This is a genomic window from Pseudomonas sp. RG1 (assembly GCF_025910115.1).
Lineage (GTDB): Bacteria > Pseudomonadota > Gammaproteobacteria > Pseudomonadales > Pseudomonadaceae > Aquipseudomonas > Aquipseudomonas atacamensis.
The window spans coordinates 19,093-41,646 of the sequence record NZ_JAPCIK010000043.1; the positions used below are offsets into that span (position 1 = coordinate 19,093).

Consider the following 22,554-nt stretch of genomic DNA (forward strand, 5'->3'; position numbering starts at 1 on the left):
ATTACCCCTTGACCGCGCCGGCCGTCAGCCCGCGCACGAAATACTTGCCTGCGACCACATAGACCAGCAGGGTCGGCAGGCCGGCGATCATCGCCGCTGCCATATCCACGTTGTATTCCTTGGCGCCGGTGCTGGTGTTGACCAGGTTGTTCAGCGCCACGGTGATCGGTTGCGAATCACCGCTGGAGAACACCACACCGAACAGGAAGTCGTTCCAGATCTGGGTGAACTGCCAGATCAGGCAGACCATGATGATCGGCGTCGACATCGGCAGAATGATGCGGCGGAAAATCGTGAAGAACCCGGCGCCATCCAGACGCGCAGCCTTGACCAGCGCATCGGGAATGCTCACGTAGTAGTTGCGGAAGAACAGCGTGGTGAACGCCAGACCGTAGACCACGTGCACGAAGACCAGGCCGGTGGTGGTGCTCGCCAGGCCCATCTTGCCGAGGGTGAACGAGGCTGGCAGCAGCACGGTCTGGAACGGCAGGAAGCAGCCGAACAGCAACAGACCGAAGAACAACTGCGAACCACGGAAGCGCCACATCGACAGCACGTAACCGTTCAACGCACCGATCGCGGTGGAGATGATTACCGCCGGTACGGTGATCTTGATCGAGTTCCAGAAGTAGCCGTCAACCGTGGCCCAGGCCTTGACCCAGCCGATGCCGCTGACCACGGTCGGCCAGCTCAACAGGTTGCCGGTGCTGATATCTTCCGGGGTCTTGAAGCTGGTCAGCAACATCACCACCAGCGGCACCAGATAGAGGAACACCGCAAGGATCAGCACCGCGTAGATCGCGATGCGGCTCAAGCTGATAGCGGGTTTGGCAGCAAGACTAGTCATGACGCTTGGTCCTCAGCTCGGAATACAGGTAAGGCACGATGATCGCGAGGATCGCACCGAGCATCAGAATCGCACTGGCCGAGCCCATGCCCATCTGGCCGCGACTGAAGGTGAAGGAATACATGAACATCGCTGGCAGGTCGGAGGAATAACCCGGGCCGCCGGCGGTCATTGCCGCAACGAGGTCGAAACTCTTGATCGCGATGTGCGCGAGGATCATCACCGCACTGAAGAACACCGGACGCAGGCTTGGCAGCACGACTTTCCAGTAGATGCGCGGCATGCTCGCGCCGTCGATCTGCGCAGCACGGATGATCGATTGATCGACGCCACGCAGGCCGGCGAGGAACATCGCCATGATGAAGCCCGAGGCTTGCCACACAGCGGCAATCACCAGGCAGTAGACCACGCGATCAGGGTCGATCAGCCAGTCCAGACGGAAACCTTCCCAGCCCCAGTCACGCAACAATTTGTCCAGGCCCATGCCCGGGTTGAGCAGCCATTTCCACGCGGTACCAGTGACGATCATCGAGAGCGCCATCGGGTACAGGTAAATGGTGCGGATAAAGCCTTCGCGACGGATGCGCTGGTCGAGGAACACCGCCAGCAACACGCCGATCACCAGAGTGATGCCGATGAACATGCCGCCGAACACGGCGAGGTTCTTGCTCGCCACCCACCAGCGATCGTTGTCGAACAACCGCGCGTATTGCGCCAGACCGGCCCACTTGTAGTTGGGCAGGAAGGTCGAGGTGGTGAACGACAGAATGAACGTCCACAGGATGTAGCCATAGAAGCCCACCAGCACGATGAACATGCTCGGCGCCAGCACCAGTTTCGGTAGCCAGCGCTGCAACGCATCGAACGGCGAGGCCTTGCTGAACACAGCAACAGAACTCATGGGGAAATCCAGAAAAGAAAGAGAAGAACAGCTGCAAGCTGCAAGCTACAAGACCAGCAGCGCGCAAGCCTTTAACTTGCAGCTTGAAGCTTGAAGCTTGCAGCTCGCCGTCAAGGCGCCTATTTGGCCGACTGAACCGCCGCGCCGAGTTTCTTCGCCGCATCAGCCGGGTCGGCTTTCGGGTCGTTGATGTAGTTGGTGACTACGTCAAAGAACGCGCCCTGCACCGCCAGCGTGGTCGCCATGTTGTGCGCCATGCTTGGTTGCAGGCCGCCAGACTTGGCGTCCGCGAGGAAGTCCTTGGCTGCGGTTTGTGCGCAGGAATCGAAGCCGAGCTTATCCATGTTGTTCAACATGTCGTTGCGCACCGGGATCGAGCCTTTGTTGATGCTGAAGACTTTCTGGAAGTTCTCACCCAGCACGACTTTGGCGATGTCCTGCTGACCGGCCGCAGTGCCTGCGTCCTTCTGCTTGAACACGGCCAGCGAGTCGATGTTGTAGGTGAATGCCTTGTCGGTGCCCGGGAACGCTACGCACTCGTAGTCCTTGCCGGCGACTTTCTTGGCGGCGGTCCATTCGGACTTGGCCCAGTCACCCATGATCTGCATGCCGGCCTTGCCGTTGATGACCTTGGCCGCTTCGAGGTTCCAGTCCTGGCCTTTGCCGTCCGCGTCCATGTAGGTCGCGACTTTCTTCAGCTCGGTGAGCGCCTTGACCATTTCCGGGCCGGTCAGCGCCTTGTTGTCGAGATCGACCAGGGCTTTCTTGTAGCCATCCACGCCCATGACCGAGAGCACCACGGCTTCGAACACGGTGCTGTCCTGCCAAGGCTGACCGCCGTGGGCCAGCGGAATGAAGCCCGCCGCTTTCAGCTTGTCGCCGGCTGCGTAGAACTCTTCGAGGGTGGTTGGATTCTTGGTGATGCCGGCTTTCTTGAAGACTTCCGGGTTGATCCACAGCCAGTTCACGCGGTGAATGTTCACCGGCACGGCCACGTAATCACCGTCGTACTTCACGGTATCGGAGACTTTCTTGTCGAGCAGGCTGTCCCACTTTTCCGACTTGGCGACGTCTTTCAAAACGTCGGTGTCGAGCAGGCCGGTCGACGCCCATTCCTGGATGTCCGGGCCTTTGATCTGGGCAACGCCTGGCGGGTTGCCGGCAACGGCACGGCTTTTCAGCACGGTCATGGCAGTCGCACCGCCACCACCGGCGACAGCACCGTCCTTCCAGGTGAAACCGTCTTTTTCGACTTGGGCCTTGAGCACATCGACAGCGGCTTTTTCGCCACCGGAAGTCCACCAGTGCACGACTTCGACCGAACCTTTGGAATCGGCAGCGGAGACACTGAGCGGCAGGATTGCGAGCGGGAACAGGGAGGCGACAGAAATGACAGTAGCGAGGCGAGAAATCGCATTCATTCGAGATGTACCTTTCTTGTTGTTATGCATTGCAAGTCTGGTGCTTGCGCTGCACGGAGTTTAAACAGAGCGTTTCGCTTCGCAGGTAACGAAGGGACGCGTAAATGTCACGACATGGTTACACAGCAACAGGCCGGGACAACCGCGCCAAAGCCGTGGCCATGCTCGGCGCCAGCGGCAATCGCGGAATCAGCACAGCCTGCCAGGCGTGATACAGATCGGGCTTGCCCGGCCAGATATCGGCACTTGGCACATTCTGCGGATTGAGTTCGTGGTGCCAGCTGCCGTTGCAACGGTCGATGAAATTCGTCTCGCAGAATTCCCAGAACAGCCGGTACCAGCTTTCGTATTGCCCGTCGCCGGTGCGTTTGAGCAAGGCACTGGCGGCGGCGCTGGCTTCGGCATGCGTCCAGTGCAGGCGATGGCGGACCACGGCCCGGTTATCCCAGTCGAGGGTGTAGACAATGCCCGGCGCGCCATCGACATCCCAGCCGTGCCGGCAATTGTTTTCGAAGAGTTTTTGCGCATCAGTCGCCAGCCAGCCCGGCGTAAGCATGCCGGCCTGTACCCGTGCGGCTTCAAGGTGCAGGAGCAAGCGCGCCCACTCGAAACCGTGGCCCGGCGTGGTGCCGTAAGGACGGAAACCGTCGGCGGGGTTGTCGTGGTTGTATTCGCGCAGCGGTTGCCAGTCGCGATCGAAGTGTTCGATGACCATGTAGTCGTTGGCAGCAGCGTGGCCATGGATCACCCGCTCGACGATGCGCTGGGCGCGCACCAGCCAGCGCGGATCTTCGGTGACATCAGCCAGCGCGAGGAATGCTTCGGTCGCGTGCATGTTGCTGTTGGCGCCGCGATAGGCTTCTTCTTCGCTCCAGTCGCGATTGAAGAATTCGCGCATGGCGCCCTCTTCTTCGCTCCAGAAATAAGTGTCGATGATGTCGATTGCGTCATCGAGCAAGGCTTGAGCGCCGGGCCGTTGTGCGACCACGGCGGAGCTGGCGGCGAGGGCGACAAAGGCATGCAGATAGGCGTTCTTGCCGGTGTTGTCGTCGCGATGCTGGGCAACCGCAAACCAGCCGCCGTGCAGCGCATCACGCAGTGGCCCGCGCAACGCGGCGATACCGTGGTCGACCAGCTCGGCAAACCCCGGCAGGCCCTGAATGTGCGCCATGGCGAAGCTGTGGGTCATGCGCGCGGTGTTCATGGTTTCGGCTTGCGCTTGCGCCGGCAAACGGCCGCGTTCGTCGAGATTGCCGAAGCCTTCGGGCAGTCGTGATGCCTTGGCGAAATCCAGCAGACGCAGGCCTTCGGCGGCGAGCCATTGCTGGTGGGCAGGGGCGTTCAGCCAACTGCTGAAGTCTGGGTGAAAGGTGTCCATGGCGTGACCCTTTTTTGTTGTTAGGACTGCGGGCAGTCTAAACAACGGGCCGGGGCGGGCTTGTAACGAAGGGGACGGGGTTTGTCACCAGTCCGTGACAAAGAGCAGCCCTCACCCCAACCCTCTCCCGGAGGGAGAGGGGGCTGACCGAGTTGTAATGAGCTTTCCGCCGACCTGAAATACCGAGTCGATTATGGATTCGGCGTTGTACGGTCAGGTCGGCCTATGTCTGCAGCATCCCCCGATCAGTCCCCTCTCCCCCCGGGAGAGGGTTAGGGTGAGGGAAAGCTTTGACTCAATCCACAGACCGCGGCAACTGCAACGTCACCCGCAACCCACCTTCACGCAGGTTCTGCAACGTCACCTCGCCGCCATGGCTATGCGCAATGTTGCGCGCAATGCCAAGGCCCAAGCCATAACCCTGCTGCTGCCCCGCCAAGCGGAAGTGCGGCTCGAACACTTGCTCCAGCCGCTGCTGCGGCACGCCCGGCCCTTCATCATCGACATGCAGAACAAAGGCGCTGTCGTCGTCATCGATGTGCAGATGCGCGTTCTGCCCGTACTTCAAGGCGTTGTCGATCAGGTTGCCGATGCAGCGCTTGAGCGCCAGTGGTTTGCCCGGGTATGCCGACAGCGCGCGGCCATGCTGAGTGACGCGGCCATTGCCGTTCGGCGCCAGATACGGCTCGACCAGGCAATCGAGGACATGATTGAGATCCACCGGCTCGATGTTCTCGTGGATGTCGGTGTCTTTCACGCATTGCAGCGCGCCTTTGACCAGCAGCTCCAGCTCATCCAGATCGCGGCCGAACTTGGCTTGCAGCTGTTCGTCCTCGAGCAGCTCGACGCGCAAGCGCAGGCGGGTGATTGGCGTGCGCAGGTCATGGGAAATCGCGCTGAACAACTGGCTGCGTTCGATCAGGTAGCGGCTGATGCGTTCGCGCATGGTGTTGAACGCGCGACCGACTTCGACCACTTCACTGCCACCGCCCTCCGCCACCGGCTCGACGTCGGCACCCAGCGACAGATCCCGCGCTGCCCGCGCCAGACGCTTGAGCGGCCGGCTCTGCCAGTGCACCAGCAGGCCGATGAACAACAGCAAAAAGCCGCTGGTGAGGACGATAAACCACACCTGCTGCGCCGGCAGGCCTTGCTCTTCGAGACTGGTGTACGGCTCGGGCAGCAACGAGGCGATGTACAGCCACTCGCCCGGGGCCATTTGAATCTGCGTGACCAGCACCGGCGGATTCACCGGCTCCAGGGTCAGCGCGTAATGCGCCCAGGAGCGCGGCAATTCATCAAGTTTCAGTCCGGCGTTGAAAATCCGCAGATCTTCGGGGCTGACGAAGGTCACCGAAATATCCGTGTCATGGCCCAGAGACTGGCGCAGCACTTCGTCCACCGCCTGCATTACCGCAGCCTTGCGCGGCGTCACCGGCAGCACGTCCATGCCCAGCGGTTTGTCATTGAGCGTCACGACAAATCGGGTGCCGCCCATGCTGCGCAACTGATCGAGCACCAGCGGCCGATAGGCGACCGGCAAGGAACGGAAATAGCTGACGCTGGCGGTCATCGAATGCCCCAGGCTGCGGGCACTGGTGACCAGGCCTTCGAGCTGGGTGGCGCGCAGTTGCGACACCCAGATCACGCTCGACAGCGTCTGCGCGAACAGCACCGCCAGCAGAGTCAGCAGCAGCATCCGCCCGAGCAGTGAGCGCGGCACCGGTATGCGGTTGGCAAATTTGCGCAGCGCCTCAGTGAGCATTGCCGGCAACCACATTGGCTGCCAACTGATAACCGCTGCCACGTACGGTGCGGATCAGCCGTGGCGGTTTTTCGGTGTCGCGCAGGCGTTGGCGCAAACGACTGACGGCCATGTCGACGATGCGATCGAGCGGCATCAGATCGCGGCCACGGGTGGCGTTGCCGATGGTGTCGCGGTCGAGGATTTGCTGCGGATGATCGAGGAACAGTTTCAGCAGAGCGAAATCAGCGCCGGAAAGAATCACTTCCTCGCCGTCGGTGTGGAACAGCCGATGACTGACCGTGTCCAGGCGCCAGTCGTCGAAGACCAGCACTTCGCTGCCGCTGCGTTCGTGGGCGAATTGTGCGCGACGCAGCAGGGCCTTGATCCGCGCTTGCAGTTCGCGCGGGCTGAACGGTTTGCCGAGGTAGTCATCAGCGCCAAGTTCCAGACCGATCACCCGGTCGGCTTCGTCGGAACTGGCGGTCAGCATGATGATCGGCACCTGCGCCTGACGCGGATGCTGGCGTACCCAGCGGCACAGGCTGAAACCGTCTTCGTCGGGCAGCATGACATCGAGGATCACCAGATCGCTCGGCGCCTCGTTGAGCGCCTGACGAAAACCGGCACCATCGGCGGTGGCCCTCACCTGAAACCCGGCGCGGGTCAGGTAGGTTTCCAGCAACTCGCGTATTTCCTGGTCGTCATCGACCAACAATATCGACTTGTTGACTGAGCTCACTTCGAAGGCATCCTTGTTGTTGGAGTTGGGGCGGATTATGCCTGATGAACCTGGAAAATTTGTCGCCTGTTGATCGTTCCCATGCTCTGCGTGGGAATGCAGCCCGTGACGCTCCGCGTCACTGGACGCGGAGCGTCCCTTGAGGCATTCCCACGCGGAGCGTGGGAACGATCTCTATGCAGTTGTTGCTTGATCCAGCGCCACACCGGCGCCGACCAGGCCGGAGTACGGCGCGGTCACCAGCCACACCGGGATGCCTTTGAAGTAATCGCTCATGCAGCCTTTGTCGGCGAAGCAGCGGGCGAAGCCGCTGGCGAGGAAGAAATCGGCGAAGCGTGGAATCACCCCGCCAACGATGAACACGCCACCGCGCGCGCCGGTGGTGAGCACGTTGTTGCCGGCGACGCGACCCAGCCAGCAGCAGAATTGCTCGAGCACTTCCAAAGCAATCGGATCACCGGCCAGACCGGCGGCGGTGATCGCTTCCGGCGTCTCAAGCTTCGGCTCATGGCCATCCACCGCGCAGATCGCCCGGTACAGCCGCGGCAGGCCGCCGCCGCTCAACGCGGTTTCCGCGCTGACATGGCCGATCTCGTTGTAGATGTGTTGCCACAGTTGCGTTTCGCGCGGACTGCTCAGCGGCAGATCGACGTGGCCGCCCTCGCCCGGCAACGCGGCAAAGCGCCCTTCGCCGAGATCGAGCAAGGTGCCGACACCCAGGCCAGTGCCCGGGCCGATGACTACTGCCGGGCGCAGAGGCTCCGGCGTGCCTTCGCAAACCACGCGGAATTCGCCGGGCTGCAAGCGGGTCATGCCCAGCGCCATCGCCGAGAAGTCGTTGGTCAGCAACAACTGCTCGACCTGCAAGGTCTTGCAGAACGCGCTGCGGCTGAGCCGCCAGTGATTGTTGGTGAACTTGAATTCATCGCCACTCACCGGACCTGCCACAGACAGGCATACCGAGCCGATCGAACCCGGCGCCAGGCCGAGCCCGCTCAGGTACAAGGCGATTGCCTCTTCCGGGGTGGCAAAGTCGGCCGTGGCCAGCACCTGAACCGATTGCAGTTGCTGGTTTTGCCACAACGCGAACCGCGCGTTGGTGCCTCCGATGTCACCGACCAAAGCCAGTTTCAATTAAGCGTCTCCAGGGCAGAAGTGAAGGCGCTGGCGCCCTGCTCCGCCGAGCTGAAGGCCATGCGCATGAAGCCAAACAGCTCGCGGCCGCTGCCAATGTTGTTGCCCAACAGGCCCTTGGCAGGTTCGCGCGCTGCAAATTCTGCGGCGTCGACCTTCAGTTCCAAGGTGCCTTTGACGCCATCGACGCGGATGATATCGCCCTCTTGCACGCGCGCCAAAGCGCCACCGACATAAGCTTCCGGGCTGACGTGAATCGCTGCGGGGATTTTCCCCGACGCGCCGGACATGCGCCCGTCAGTCACCAGCGCCACCTTGAAGCCGCGATCCTGCAACACGCCGAGGAACGGCGTCATCTTGTGCAGCTCGGGCATGCCGTTGGAACGCGGGCCCTGGAAGCGCATCACGGCGACAAAATCCTTCTCCAGCAGACCGGCCTTGAATGCGTCCGCCAGGTCTTGTTGATCCTGGAACACCATCGCCGGTGCTTCGACGATCTGGTTCTCCAGCGCAACGGCAGAAACCTTCATCACGCCGCGACCGAGGTTGCCTTCCATCACCCGCAAGCCGCCCTCTTGCGAGAACGCACGGGACACCGGACGCAAGATGTTTTCGTCGAGGCTGTCGGTCGGGCCTTCGCGCCAGACCAGCTCGCCGTTATCGAGGAACGGCTCTTTGGTGTACTGGCTCAGGCCATGGCCGAGCACAGTGTTGACGTCTTCATGCAGCAGGCCGGCGCCGAGCAGTTCGCGGATCAGGAACGACATGCCGCCCGCTGCCTGGAAGTGGTTGATGTCGGCTTTGCCGTTGGGGTAGACGTGGCTCAGGGTCGGGACGACTTCGGAGAGGTCGGCCATGTCCTGCCAGGTCAGTTGAATGCCAGCGGCCATGGCGATGGCCGGCATGTGCAGGGTGTGGTTGGTCGAGCCGCCGGTGGCGTGCAGGGCAACGATGGAGTTGACCAGCGCCTTCTCGTCGACGATTTCGCCGATCGGCATGAAGTTGCCATTCTGCTTGGTCAGGCGCGTGACTTGATGCGCGGCTTCGCGGGTCAGCGCGTCGCGCAGCGGCGTGTTCGGGTTGACGAAAGACGCGCCCGGCAGGTGCAGGCCCATGACTTCCATCAGCAACTGGTTGGTGTTGGCGGTGCCGTAGAAGGTGCAGGTGCCCGGGCTGTGGTAGGACTTCATCTCCGATTCCAGCAGTTCTTCGCGGGTGGCCTTGCCTTCGGCGTACTTCTGGCGGACGTCGGCTTTTTCCTTGTTGGAAATCCCCGAAACCATCGGCCCGCCCGGTACGAAGATCGTTGGCAGATGACCGAAACGCAGCGAACCCATCATCAGGCCCGGAACGATCTTGTCGCAGATGCCGAGCATCAGCGCGCCGTCGAACATGTTGTGCGACAACGCCACGGCGGTGGACATCGCGATCACTTCGCGGCTGGGCAGGCTCAGTTCCATGCCCGGCTCACCCTGGGTCACGCCATCGCACATGGCCGGAGTGCCGCCGGCGAACTGGCCGACCGAGCCGATTTCGCGCAGGGCGTTCTTGATCTGTTGTGGAAAGACTTCGTACGGCTGGTGCGCCGAAAGCATGTCGTTATACGAAGACACAATGGCGATGTTCGCCGAGTTCATCATCCGCAGGCTGTGCTTGTCTTCAGTGCCGCAACCGGCCACGCCGTGGGCGAAGTTGGCGCATTGCAGCTTGCCGCGCATCGGGCCGTCGGTGGCGGCGCCGCGAATCAATGCAAGGTAAGCCTGACGCGTGGCGCGGCTGCGGGCGATAAGCCGTTCGGTGACCTCAAGAACGCGGGGATGCATGTGTAGAACTCCAGGCTAACGGATGTGGCGACCTGATTGTCTATGCTGATCAAACGCCGTTGTTGTTGGAATGACAGACGGCTTTTTTGACCATTCGGACCAGTTGATTCAGGTCACTCGTTGTAGATAAAACAAAATATTGCCACTAAAAAGGCTTGTTTTCTATTTTTATGCGAATAATCTTGTAATTCCAACAACAAAACGACGGCGGCGCTGTTCCATGACTCTTCGAATTGCAATCAATGGTTTCGGCCGCATCGGCCGTAATGTCCTGCGCGCACTGTATACCCAAGGCTATCGTCAAGACCTGCAGATCGTCGCGATCAACGATCTGGGTGACAGTTCGATCAATGCCCATCTGCTTAAATACGACACCGTCCACGGCACTTTCGACGCCGAAGTGGCGCACGATAACGAAAGCCTGACGGTCAATGGCGACCGCATCGCGGTCAGCGCCATTCGCAACCCGGCCGACCTGCCGTGGGCCGCTGAAAAAATCGACGTAGTGTTCGAATGCACCGGTCTGTTCACCGACCGTGCCAAAGCCGCCGCGCACATCAGCGCCGGCGCCCGCAAGGTGATCATTTCTGCCCCGGCCAAAGGCGCCGACGCCACCGTCGTTTATGGCGTCAACCACGACATTCTGCGTCAGTCGCACCAGATCATTTCCAACGCTTCGTGCACCACCAACTGCCTCGCGCCAGTGGCGCAGGTGCTGCATCGCGAGCTGGGCATCGAAAGCGGCCTGATGACCACCATCCACGCCTACACCAACGACCAGAACCTCACCGACGTCTATCACAGCGACCCGTACCGTGCCCGCTCGGCCACGCAGAACATGATCCCGAGCAAGACCGGCGCAGCCGAAGCGGTAGGTCTGGTGCTGCCGGAACTGGCGGGCAAACTGACCGGCATGGCCGTGCGCGTGCCGGTGATCAACGTGTCGCTGGTCGACCTCACCGTGCAACTGAAGAAAGAAGCCAGTGCCGACGAAGTCAACGCCCTGCTGAAAGCGGCGAGCCAGCATTCGAAGATTCTCGGTTACAACACCTTGCCGCTGGTTTCCAGCGACTTCAACCACAACCCGCTGTCGTCAATCTTCGACGCCAACCACACCAAAGTCAGTGGCAAGTTGCTGAAAGTGCTGGCTTGGTACGACAACGAATGGGGCTTCTCCAACCGCATGCTGGATAACTGCCTGGCGTTGTGTAACGCCGAATAATCTCAGCCGGCCCTCAATCCCTGTGGGAGCGAACTTGCTCGCGAAAGCGGTTCCTCAGTCGACATTCAAGCGCCTGACACTCCGTCTTCGCGAGCAAGCTCGCTCCCACAGGGGTTTCTGATTTCAAATTAAAATCAACGCTTGACCATTCAGCTGGATGATAAGCATTATCATTCGCTCGAAATGGATCAGGTCCTCCCGTGAGTCAATCGCGCTTCAACCACGTCTTCCTCGCGCAGCGCACTTCACTGCTGCGCACGCTGGAACGGATGGTCAACAATCACAGTACCGCTGAAGACCTGTTGCAGGAGACCTACCTGCGCGTGACCCGGGCGTTGAGCGAACGGGCCATCGATCACCTTGAACCCTTTGTCTTCCAGACCGCGCGCAATCTGGCGCTGGATCATTTGCGCGCGCGCAAGATTCATGCGCGGACCATGGTCGACGACGTGCCGCAAGATGTCGTGCAGAGCATCGCCGCGCCCGCCAGCAGCGCTGAAGACGCCGCCCACGCCGAACAACTGCTGGAGCGTTTGAACGTGAGCCTCAGCCAACTCAGCCCGCGCCAGCAGCAGATCTTCATCCTCAGCCGTTTGCACGGGCACAGCTATCAGGAAATCGCTGATGAACTTGATGTTTCGCTGAGCACCGTGCAGAAGGAACTGAAACTGATCATGTCGATCTGCATCGGCATTGCCGAACGACATAACGGCAGCGGCAAGTTTTGAGCTGCAAGCTACAAGTAAAAACAAAAAGCAGTATTGCATCCGGCTTGCAGCTTGCAGCTTGAAGCTAGAAACTGCTTCGCCAGAAGCCCTGAGGAACCACCGTGACGGACACCCACCGCTCGCCTTCGCCCGATTCGGCGCGGGACGCTGCAGCTGCAATGGACCAGGCGCTGGACTGGCTCATCGTGCTCAGCAGCCCGGATGAGGAACAGACCCGGCAATTTCATGCCTGGCTGGCGGCTGATCCGTTGAATGCCGAGGCATTCGCCAAGGCCCAGGCCATCTGGGATGGCCCGCAAGTCGCACTGTGCGCCGAAGCCCTGGCGGCAAAACCGGTAAAAATCACTTTTCTCAAGCGCTTGCGCCCGCACTGGAAACCGCTGGCTACAGCTGCGGTGCTGATCCTCGGGCTATTCAGTTTCAGCAACCTGCCGATGCGCCTGCAGGCCGATCATCTGACCGTGGTCGGCGAGCGTCAGCGGCTGCAACTGGAGGACGGCTCGAAGGTCCTGCTCAATACCAACTCGGCGTTTTCCAGCACCATCAACGATCAACAGCGCGTGGCCCGGCTGTTTCAGGGCGAGGCGTTTTTCGAGATCGCCAGCGGGCGCAATCAGCCGCTGGAGATCGACGCAGGCCCGGTGCAGGCAAGCGTGCACGACACCGCATTTGCCGTGCGCTACCTCGACGGGGTCGCACAAGTGAACGTGCAGCGTGGCGATGTCGATCTGCGCGCCACCCACAATGATGCCCGGGTGCGCCTGCGTGCCGGGGAAAGCATTCGCATCGGCCCCAACGGTTTTGATCGCCCGGCCAAGCTCGACGCCAATGCCGATCTGGCCTGGGTTGAAGGCCGTCTGGTGTTCGAGAACTGCCCGCTGAATCAGGTGCTGGCCGAGCTGCGCCGCTACTATCCGGGCTGGATCATCAACAACAACGAGCAACTGGCCGACGTCGCCGTCACCGGCAATTACCGTCTCGACCAGCCGCTCGATGTGGTCCGCTCCCTCGCCCACATCACCTCGGCGCGCCTGCAGGAATTCCCTGCGCTGGTGATTCTGAACTGAATGAGAATTATTTTTACTCGATAGCCAATGGCAGTACGTCTCGTTATAGCCAATGCAATTGATTCGCATCTAACCATGCCGATCAGCACCTATAAAGATTCGTGCGACACGGAGCGCTATCGATGTCCTCACGCCTTACCCGCCAGACTTCCTCCCCTTCCCGCGTACTGTCGCTGCTGACTGCGGCGATTCTCATGGCCGGCACCGCGCCGCTGCTCGCCGCCGCCGAGCAACCGGCGCGCAACATGGGCGATTACGCCTTCGCCATCGGCCAGCAACCACTGGTTTCGGCATTGAATGCCTTTACCGCCGTGACCGGTTGGCAGGTCGGTTTGCCGGCCGAGTTGGGGCAGAACGTCTCGTCGCCGGGCGTGCGCGGTTCGCTGCCGCCGGAAAAAGCCCTCGAGCGCCTGTTGGTGGGGACCAACCTGAGCTTCCGCAAACTGAGCAACAACAATGTCGTGCTGGAAAAACGCAACAGCAGCGGCACGCTCAATCTCGATCAGGTGACCATCAGCGCCACTCGCCAGGAACAGTCGGTCAACAGCGTGCCCTCGACGGTCAGCGTGCATGATCGCCAAGCGCTTGACCGCAACAACGTCAATACCATCAAGGATCTGGTGCGCTACGAGCCGGGCGTTTCCGTTGGCGGTGCCGGTCAGCGCGGCGGCATCAGTGGCTACAACATTCGCGGTATCGACGGCGACCGCATCTTGACTCAAGTCGATGGCGTGGAAATCCCCAACGGCTTCTTCAACGGCCCGTATGCCAAGAGCCAGCGCAACTACGTCGACCCGGAAATCGTCAAACGCGTGGAGATTCTCCGTGGCCCGGCCTCGGTGCTGTACGGCAGCAACGCCATCGGCGGCGCGGTCAGTTACTACACGCTGGACGCCGACGACATCATCAAACCGGGCAAGGACGTCGGCGCGCGTCTGAAAAGCGGTTACAGCTCCGCCGATGACAGCTGGCTGAAGTCCGCCACCGTCGCCGGCCGCAGCGGTGAGTTCGACGGCTTGCTGCATTACAGCCAGCGCGACGGTCACGAAAGCGAATCCTTTGGTGGCAACAACGGCACTGGCCTTGAGCGCACCGCCGCCAACCCGGAAGACGTGCGCGCGACCAACGTCCTGGCCAAGCTCGGCTGGAACTACAACGACGATTCGCGCCTGGGCCTGACCTATGAAAAGTACAAGGACGATCGCGACACCGACCAGAAAAGTGCCTACGGCGGCCCGTATTTCAACGGCGCGCCGACCATTCCGAGCAGCGTCCTGCCCGGCGGCATGTACCAGTGGCGCACCGGCAACGACACCATCACCCGCGAGCGTTTCGGTATCGAACACTCGTTCGCCCTCGACAGCCTGCTGGTCGATAACGTCAAGTGGAGCCTCAATCACCAGATCGCCAAGACCGACCAGAGCACCGAAGAGTTGTACTACCCGATCACTCGTAAAGTGCTGCGTACCCGCGACACGATCTACGAAGAAAAACAGTGGGTGTTCGACGCGCAACTGGACAAGGCTTTCGCCATCGGTGACACCGATCACCTGCTGACTTACGGCACCACGATCAAACAGCAGAAAGTCACCGGTTCACGCAGCGGCGACGGCACCTGCGTGGCCGTCGGTCGCGGCTGCACGGCGATTGGCGCGACCAGTGCGGCGGACGTGCTGGCCAAGGCCTCTGATTTCCCCGATCCGACCATCAACACCTACAGCCTGTTCGCCCAGGATCAGATCAGCTGGAACGACTGGACCTTCCTGCCGGGCCTGCGCTACGACTACACCCAGCTCAAGCCGCACATCACCGAGGAATTCCTCAACACCGTGAATGCCGACGGCCAGGGCACGGTCAGCGACAAGAACAAGACCTGGCACAAAGTCTCGCCAAAATTCGGCCTGACCTATGCACTGACGGACAACTACACCTGGTACGGCCAGTACGCCGAAGGCTTCCGCACGCCCACGGCAAAATCGCTGTACGGGCGTTTCGAGAACAACACCACCGGCTACACCGTGGCGCCCAACTCCGACCTTGAGCCGGAAAAAAGCAAAGGTTTCGAAACCGGCCTGCGCGGGAATTTCGAGCAGGGCTCGTTCGACGTCGCGGTGTTCTATAACAAGTACCGCGACTTCATCAACGAGGACGCGGTCAAGCCGGGCGACGATCAGTTGACCTTCCAGAGCAACAACATCAAGCGCACCACCATCAAGGGTGCGGAAGTCAAAGGTCGCTTGAACCTGGATGCGTTCGGCGCGCCGCAAGGCCTGTATACCCAAGGCTCGATCGCCTACGCCTACGGGCGCAACAACGACAGCGGCGAGCCGATCAACAGCGTCAACCCGCTCACCGGCGTGTTCGGTCTCGGTTACGACCAGGACAACTATGGCGGTCTGCTGAGCTGGACCGTGGTGAAGAAAAAGGACCGCGTCGACGACAGCAATTTCAAATCGCCGGACGGCGTCAGCAGTCAGTTCAAAACCCCGGGCTTCGGCATTCTCGATCTGGCCGGCTATTACAAGGTGACCGACGACGTCACCGTCAGCGGCGGCGTCTACAACCTGACCGACAAGAAGTACTGGCTGTGGGATGACGTGCGCGGTTACGACAGCGTCGGCGAAGCCTCGGTGACGCAACCGGCCAACCTCGATCGGCTGACCCAACCGGGACGCAACTTCGCGATCAACCTGATCTGGGACATCTGATCCGCCCGGCCTCATTGCGCGTGTTCGCGCCGCGCAGTGAGGTTTTTTTACTGTCCGCCGCCCGCCCGTACGTCTTGTTATCAAGCGCCTCATTTATCAAGGACACCCCATGACTGCCTCGGAAAAAACCTTGCGTTCGCAACGCCTGAACCAGATCACCCATGAGCCGCACAGCAAACTCGATGCGCTGGTCAAAGCCCACGCACCATTCGAAACCCGCGCCAGCTTCGCCCGTTTCGTCGTCGCGCAATACCTGTTCCAGGCGGAACTGGTCGAGCTGTACAACGATGCCGAACTGACCGCGATCGTCCCGGATCTGCCGGCCCGTTGCCGCGCTGAAGCGGCCAGGGCTGACCTCGCCGACCTCGACACCGATGTCCCGCCCCCGGTTGCCGGCGCGCTGAAAAACCCGAGCAAGGCGCGGGCGCTGGGCTGGATCTTTGTTTCCGAGGGTTCCAAGCTCGGCGCGGCGTTTCTGATCAAGCGCGCGGTGGCGCTCGATCTGAGCGAAACCTTTGGCGCCCGGCATCTGGCGGAACCGCAAGGTGGCCGCGCCGAGGGCTGGAAAAGCTTTGTGCGCACCCTCGATGCGTTGCCGTTCACCGCTGAGGAAGAGGCTGAAGTTGAGCAAGGTGCACTGGATGCGTTCAACCGCTTTACCGTGCTGCTGGAACGGGCTTATGCCATAGAAGCCGAAGTGGCCTGAAGCAACTCTTATCCCTTGTGGGAGCGAGCCTGCTCGCGAAGACGGCAGCACATTCAACATCAATGTGCCTGATCAACCGCTTTCGCGAGCAGGCTCGCTCCCACAGGGCTCACCACAAATCTGTAAGATCCCCGTTCCGCTTCAGAAGCCACCGCTGAGCCATGCCCGCACCCGCCCCATCAAAACTCGCCCGTCTGCTGTTCGGCCTGCTGGCCTATGTCAGCCTCGGCATTGGCCTGGTCGCCATCGTCGTGCCCGGCCTGCCGACCACCGAGTTCATTCTCCTTGCCGCGTGGGCCGCGACCCGCAGTTCGCCGCGCTTGAGCGCCTGGCTGGAAAATCATCGCCTCTTCGGGCCGATCCTCAGTAACTGGCGCAACGGCAGGATCATCGCGCGTAAGGCCAAAGTCAGCGCCACCGTCAGCATGCTGCTGTGTGCGACGTTGATGCTGGTGATGCTCGACCACGGCTGGCCGATCTATCTGGCGATTGCCGGCATGGGCCTGGGCAACCTGTGGATCTGGTCGCGCCCGGAGACGCCCGTCGCGGTAGTGAAACATCCCTGTAATTAAAGCCTTTTCAGCACTTTCCCCTGCGCAAACGTTTAGCAGCGACCGTCCGTCGGCAAGCGCCTCATGCCGTTTCGCTTAACGCCGATGAGGATTGAATGGCGCTGAATGGATTTGGCAAACCGGGCTCCCGGCCCAGCCACCTGTTTATTCCATTCGCGAGATCGCCCCATGTTCGACTCTCTTTCCATTCGCCTGAAAATCGTCCTGCTCTCCGGCCTGTGCCTGCTCGGAGTGGTGGCACTGATTGTCAGCATGAACATCTACCAGACCAACCAGAACGATGCGCTGGTCAGTCAATCCAGCAACCAGTTGCTCACCGCCAGCGTGCAGAACCTGCTGCAGGCCAAGGCCGCCGAACAAGCGGTGCGGGTGCAGAAAACCTTTGGCGAAAGCCTGCTCGTGGTCACCGCCCTCGCCGACCAGATCAAGGATCTGCGGACGATGGCGGCCAAGCGTTCACTCGAAGCCGGCGCCGTTCGGGAAGAGTTGAACCAGAGTCTGAAAACCGCTTTCGAGCGCAACGATAAGGTCCTTGGCATCTGGCTGGCCTTCGAACCCAACGGCCTCGACGGCAAGGACAGCGAATTCGCCAACGATGCCGCGCGGCAGTCTAACGAGGCCGGGCGCTTCGCCTCGTACTGGAGCCGTGCCGCCGGCGCCGCGCTGAATACGATCATGGTCGAAGACGACCTGACCAAAACCACCCTCAGCGTCAGCGGCACGCCGTACAACAGTTGGTACACCTGCCCTCGCGACAACAAACGCACCTGCCTGCTCGACCCGTATGCCGACACCGTCGGTGGCAAGGAAATGCTCATGACGACCATTTCCGTGCCGCTGCTGGTCGACGGCAAAGCGATCGGCGTGGTCGGTGTCGACATCGCGCTCGACGCCCTGCAAGCCGCCGCCGTCGACTCGCAGCGCAGCCTGTTCAACAACGCCGGGCACATGCTTATCGTCTCCGGCAGCGGTGTGCTGGCGGCCGACAGTGCTGACGCGACGCGGGTCGGCAAAAAAATCGGCGACACCCTCGGCGCCGATGGCAAGGATGTATTGCAACTGGTCGGCAGCGGTACGGCGAAAATCCTCGAACAGGGCGACCTGATCCGCGCGGTTTACCCGGTTGATCCGATCGGCAATTCCCGCGCCTGGGGCGTGGTCATCGACCTGCCCGAGCACGTGCTGCTGGCCGACTCGGTGAAGCTGCAAGCGGTACTCGATGACGCACAACAAACCGGCGTGATCACTGCCCTGCTGGTAGCGGGCGTGGCCGGTCTGGTCGGCCTGCTGCTGATCTGGCTCACCGCCTCCGGCGTCACCCGTCCGATCAACAGCGTTGCTGAGATGCTGAAGAACATCGCCAGCGGCGAAGGCGATCTGACCCAGCGCCTGAACTACAGCAAGAAAGATGAACTGGGCGAACTGGTGAACTGGTTCAACCGCTTCCTCGACAAGCTTCAGCCGACCATCGCGCAGATCAAACAGAGCATCACCGAAGCGCGCGGCACGGCCGATCAGTCGTCGGAAATTGCCCGCCAGACCAGCGAAGGCATGCAGGTGCAGTTCCGCGAAATCGATCAGGTCGCCACCGCGTCCAACGAAATGAGCGCCACCGCCCACGACGTTGCCAACAGTGCCTCGAACGCGGCCAACGCGGCCAAGGGTGCCGACCAGTCGGCGAAGGACGGCATGGCGATCATCGAGCGCAGCACCCGCGACATCAATCAGCTGGCCGATGAAGTCAGCAAAGCGGTGACCGAAGTCGAAGCGCTGGCGGTCAACAGCGAGCAGATCGGTTCGGTGCTGGAAGTAATCCGCAGCATCGCCGAACAGACCAACCTGCTGGCCCTCAACGCCGCCATCGAAGCCGCCCGCGCCGGCGAAAGCGGTCGCGGTTTTGCCGTGGTCGCCGACGAGGTGCGCAACCTCGCCAAGCGCACGCAGGATTCGGTGGAAGAAATCCGCATCGTCATCGAGCGCATCCAGACCGGCACCCGTGGCGTGGTCGCGACCATGCACTCAAGCCAGACCCAGGCGCACAACAACGCCGGGCAGATTCGTCAGGCCGTTGATGCGCTGGGCAAGATCAGCGACGCGGTGACGGTGATCAGCGACATGAACCTGCAGATCGCCAGTGCCGCCGAAGAGCAAAGCGCAGTGGCCGAAGAGGTCAACCGCAACGTCTCGGCGATTCGCACCGTGACCGAAACCCTGACCGAACAGGCCACCGAATCGGCAGCGATCAGCAGCCAGCTCAACAGCCTGGCGAGCCAGCAGATGAAATTGATGGATCAGTTTCGCGTGTAACAATCCAGCATCGATCGTTCCCACGCTCCGCGTGGGAATGCATCATGGGACGCTCCGCGTTCCAGCTTTCGATTGGGACGCAGAGCGTCCCGGGCGGCATTCCCACGCGGAGCGTGGGAACGATCCTCAATCCAGCCCGGTTATGTTTTGCACTATCATCGCCCTCTCGTTCCGGAGGGCCTTCGATGACTGATCTGCTCACGTCCATCCAAACCGCACTCGGCCTGCCCCACACGCCGATCCCCTTCAACGGTGACGGCGCGTTGCCCTCGGCGTTCGCCGTCACTGAACTGGCCTGCGCCAGCATCGCCGCTGCCGGGCAAGCGCTCAGCGAATTGCTTCACCAGCAAACCGGGCACCTGCCTGCAGTTGCAGTCGACCGCCGTCTGGCCTCGTTGTGGTTCTCCACCTCGCTGCGCCCGATCGGCTGGCAAGTGCCGCCCTTGTGGGATGCGATCGCCGGCGACTATGCGACCCGGGACGGCTGGATCCGTCTGCACACCAACGCCCCGCACCACCGCGCCGCCGCTGAACGCGTGCTCGGCGCCTGCGCCGATCGTGCCGCAATGGCGGCGAAAGTCGCACAGTGGGCGAGCGCGGAGCTTGAGCAGGCGGTGGTCGACGCCAAGGGCTGCGCCGCCGAGATGCGCAGTTGGGCGCAGTGGCAGCAGCATCCGCAAGGGCTGGCGGTGAATGCCGAAGCGCTGGTGCAATTCATCGAGCAGACGGACGAGAACCGCAGCCCATGGCAAGGTTCGATCGCACGACCGCTGGCCGGGATCAAGGTGCTCGACCTGACCCGCGTCCTCGCCGGTCCCACCGCCAGCCGCTTCCTCGCTGGACTGGGCGCCAACGTGCTGCGCATCGATCCACCGAGCTGGAACGAACCCGGTGTGGTCCCGGAAATGACCGTGGGCAAACGCTGTGCGCGGCTGGATCTGCAGGCTCCTGCGGATCGCGCGGTGTTTGAAGGCCTGTTGAAAGACGCCGACATTCTGCTGCACGGCTACCGCGCCGATGCGCTGGAACATCTGGGGTTTGGTATTGAACGCCGAAGGCAACTGGCACCGGGGCTGATCGACGTCTGCCTCAATGCCTACGGCTGGAGCGGCCCCTGGCAGAACCGCCGGGGCTTCGACAGCCTGGTGCAGATGAGCAGCGGCATCGCCGAGGCCGGACAGCATTGGAAGCACAGCGATAAACCGACGCCGCTGCCGGTGCAGGCGCTGGATCATACAACCGGGTATCTGCTGGCGGCGAGCGCGATAAGGCTGCTGACTGAACGACTGGCCAACGGTTGCGGAGGTTCGGCGCGGTTGTCGCTGGCGCGTACGGCGAAGCTGTTGGTCGAGCATGGCCCGGGGACGCATGACCTGCTGCGGGCCGAAGATGCACTGGATCAGGATCCGGCGATTGAACACACCGCGTGGGGGCCGGCGCGAAGGTTGCGCGTGCCGGTGCAGATCAGCGGGACGGCGGTGCAGTGGAATTGGCCGGCGACGGAGTTGGGCTCGCATCCTCCCTGTTGGCCATGAGAAGCCCCTCACCCTAGCCCTCTCCCAGAGGGAGAGGGGACTGATTGGGGGATACTGGAGAGTTACGCCGACGTGAAAGATTTTTGTCGAATCCATAATCGACTCGATCGCTCAGGTCGATGTATAGCGCCAGACACCTCGGTCGGTCCCCTCTCCCTCTGGGAGAGGGCTAGGGTGAGGGGCTGCTTTTCAGATCACAACGACAATACCCCGCTATACAACCCATACGCCGCCAGCCCCGCGCCGATCACCACGCAGGCAAAAATCCCTTTCTCCACCGTGGTAAAAACCGGCTGGCCCTGTTCATGCTTGGCCTTGGCAAACAGAATCACCCCCGGCGCATACAGCAGCGCCGACAGCAGCAGATACTTCACCCCACCGGCATACAACAGCCACACCGCATAAACCAGGGCGATGCCGCCAATCAGCAGATCCTTGGTGCGCTCGGCCGACGCGTGCTCGTAGGTTTCGCCGCGCCCGCTGAGCAGCACCGCGTAGGCCGCCGACCACAGGTACGGCACCAGAATCATCGACGAGGCCAGGTAAATCAGACTGGTGTAAGTGCCCGCCGAAAAAAGCGTGATCAGCAGGAAAATCTGGATCATCACATTGGTCAGCCACAGCGCGTTGACCGGCACGTGGTTCTTGTTTTCCTTCTTCAGGAACGCTGGCATGGTCTTGTCCTTGGCCGTGGCGAAGAGGATTTCCGCGCAGAGCAAGGCCCAGGACAACAATGCACCGAGCAGGGAAATCGCCAGCCCGACGCTGATCAGCAATGCGCCCCACGGCCCGACGATGTGCTCGAGCACCGCTGCCAGTGAAGGGTTCTGCAGGTTGGCCAGTTCCGGCTGGCTCATGATCCCCAGCGACAGCACATTGACCAGCACCAGCAGCGCCAGCACACCGAGAAACCCGATCACCGTGGCGCGGCCGACGTCGCTGCGTTTTTCTGCGCGAGCCGAATAGACGCTGGCGCCTTCGATGCCGATGAACACGAACACGGTGACCAGCATCATGTTGCGCACCTGATCCATCACCCCGCCGAAGTTCGGGTTGCTGCGGCCCCAGATGTCGCGGGTGAAGATGTCAGCCTTGAATGCCACCGCAGCGATGACGATGAACATGATCAGCGGCACGACCTTGGCCACGGTGGTCAACTGGTTGATCAGCGCCGCCTCCTTGATCCCGCGCATCACCAGAAAATGCACCGCCCACAACAGCACCGAGGCGCAGCCGATGGCGATCGGCGTGTTGCCCTGGCCGAATACCGGAAAGAAATAACCGAGGGTGCTGAACAGCAACACAAAATAGCCGACGTTGCCCAGCCAGGCGCTGATCCAGTAACCCCACGCCGACGAAAAGCCCATGTAGTCGCCGAACCCGGCCTTGGCGTAGGCGTAGACGCCCGAGTCAAGCTCCGGCTTGCGATTGGCCAGGGTCTGAAAGACGAACGCCAGCGTCAGCATGCCTATCGCAGTAATGCCCCAACCGATCAGGATCGCCCCTGCATCGGCGCGTGCCGCCATGTTTTGCGGCAACGAGAAAATCCCCCCGCCGATCATCGACCCCACCACCAGCGCGATCAACGCACCAAGGCGCAGCTTTTGCGTCGGTTGCGACATGCAGATCTCCTTGAAAGAGTCGTTGTTGTTTATTTGTAACAACACCCGACTAAAAGCCTAAGGGTAGATGACGTTTATCAGGTAATGCCGAATCTCG

At 61.5% G+C, this 22,554-nt stretch carries 16 protein-coding genes and 2 pseudogenes; 9 read left to right on the forward strand and 9 right to left on the reverse strand.

Translation table 11 applies throughout. The features are described from left to right. Window position 1: 1 nt before the first annotated feature. From OK411_RS21610 to edd, 8 genes are all read right to left on the reverse strand, one after another. The gene (locus tag OK411_RS21610; RefSeq protein WP_039758116.1) at window positions 2-847 is read right to left on the reverse strand and encodes a carbohydrate ABC transporter permease; all 846 of its coding nucleotides are present in this window, start codon (window positions 845-847) and stop codon (window positions 2-4) included. Beyond that, the gene (locus OK411_RS21615; protein WP_016773533.1) at window positions 840-1,748 is read right to left on the reverse strand and encodes a carbohydrate ABC transporter permease; all 909 of its coding nucleotides are present in this window, start codon (window positions 1,746-1,748) and stop codon (window positions 840-842) included. Before OK411_RS21615 ends, OK411_RS21610 begins: the two co-directional genes overlap by 8 nt. Window positions 1,749-1,867: 119 nt before the next feature. Continuing rightward, window positions 1,868-3,169 (reverse strand): ABC transporter substrate-binding protein, encoded by a 1,302-nt coding sequence (locus OK411_RS21620; protein WP_024014061.1) that lies wholly within the window; start codon window positions 3,167-3,169, stop codon window positions 1,868-1,870. Between the two features lie 118 nt (window positions 3,170-3,287). Beyond that, window positions 3,288-4,547: an AGE family epimerase/isomerase gene (locus tag OK411_RS21625; protein WP_264365667.1), complete on the reverse strand. Its 1,260-nt coding sequence runs from the start codon at window positions 4,545-4,547 to the stop codon at window positions 3,288-3,290. Window positions 4,548-4,842: 295 nt separating this feature from the next. Further along, window positions 4,843-6,312: an ATP-binding protein gene (locus OK411_RS21630; protein WP_264365668.1), complete on the reverse strand. Its 1,470-nt coding sequence runs from the start codon at window positions 6,310-6,312 to the stop codon at window positions 4,843-4,845. Beyond that, window positions 6,302-7,033 carry a response regulator gene (locus OK411_RS21635; protein ID WP_016773529.1) on the reverse strand — a complete coding sequence of 244 codons (732 nt, stop codon included), beginning with the start codon at window positions 7,031-7,033 and terminating at the stop codon, window positions 6,302-6,304. Before OK411_RS21635 ends, OK411_RS21630 begins: the two co-directional genes overlap by 11 nt. 174 nt (window positions 7,034-7,207) lie before the next feature. Beyond that, entirely contained in the window at window positions 7,208-8,167 is a 960-nt protein-coding gene (locus OK411_RS21640; RefSeq protein ID WP_125917157.1) for a glucokinase, read from the reverse strand. Beyond that, window positions 8,164-9,990 carry a phosphogluconate dehydratase gene (gene edd, locus OK411_RS21645; protein WP_016773527.1) on the reverse strand — a complete coding sequence of 609 codons (1,827 nt, stop codon included), beginning with the start codon at window positions 9,988-9,990 and terminating at the stop codon, window positions 8,164-8,166. Before edd ends, OK411_RS21640 begins: the two co-directional genes overlap by 4 nt. Window positions 9,991-10,210: 220 nt before the next feature. Between edd and gap the strand changes: the two genes are divergently transcribed. From gap to OK411_RS21685, 9 genes and pseudogenes are all read left to right on the forward strand, one after another. Further along, a complete protein-coding gene (gene gap / locus OK411_RS21650) occupies window positions 10,211-11,212 on the forward strand; it encodes a type I glyceraldehyde-3-phosphate dehydrogenase (protein ID WP_016773526.1) in 1,002 nt (333 codons plus the stop codon). 200 nt (window positions 11,213-11,412) lie between these two features. Next, on the forward strand, window positions 11,413-11,940 hold the full coding sequence (locus OK411_RS21655; protein ID WP_264365669.1) for an RNA polymerase sigma factor: 528 nt from the start codon (window positions 11,413-11,415) through the stop codon (window positions 11,938-11,940). A gap of 101 nt (window positions 11,941-12,041) precedes the next feature. Beyond that, on the forward strand, window positions 12,042-13,007 hold the full coding sequence (locus OK411_RS21660; protein WP_264365670.1) for a FecR family protein: 966 nt from the start codon (window positions 12,042-12,044) through the stop codon (window positions 13,005-13,007). A gap of 122 nt (window positions 13,008-13,129) precedes the next feature. Then, a complete protein-coding gene (locus OK411_RS21665) occupies window positions 13,130-15,715 on the forward strand; it encodes a TonB-dependent receptor (RefSeq protein WP_264365671.1) in 2,586 nt (861 codons plus the stop codon). 109 nt (window positions 15,716-15,824) lie between these two features. After that, entirely contained in the window at window positions 15,825-16,421 is a 597-nt protein-coding gene (locus OK411_RS21670; protein ID WP_217878722.1) for a biliverdin-producing heme oxygenase, read from the forward strand. 161 nt (window positions 16,422-16,582) lie between these two features. Beyond that, entirely contained in the window at window positions 16,583-16,993 is a 411-nt protein-coding gene (locus OK411_RS21675) for a YbaN family protein (RefSeq protein WP_110602508.1), read from the forward strand. 441 nt (window positions 16,994-17,434) lie between these two features. Further along, window positions 17,435-18,394 (forward strand): annotated as a pseudogene (locus OK411_RS27230) (chemotaxis protein); the annotation flags it as partial. A 378-nt stretch (window positions 18,395-18,772) separates the two neighbouring features. Next, window positions 18,773-19,300, forward strand: a pseudogene (locus OK411_RS27235) (methyl-accepting chemotaxis protein); the annotation flags it as partial. A 185-nt stretch (window positions 19,301-19,485) separates the two neighbouring features. Continuing rightward, complete coding sequence (locus tag OK411_RS21685; RefSeq protein ID WP_264365673.1) at window positions 19,486-20,835, forward strand: CoA transferase; 1,350 nt, start codon at window positions 19,486-19,488, stop codon at window positions 20,833-20,835. A 194-nt stretch (window positions 20,836-21,029) separates the two neighbouring features. Here OK411_RS21685 and arcD read toward each other — a convergent pair whose 3' ends face one another. Next, on the reverse strand, window positions 21,030-22,457 hold the full coding sequence (gene arcD / locus OK411_RS21690) for an arginine-ornithine antiporter (RefSeq protein ID WP_122507699.1): 1,428 nt from the start codon (window positions 22,455-22,457) through the stop codon (window positions 21,030-21,032). Between the last annotated feature and the right edge of the window lie 97 nt (window positions 22,458-22,554).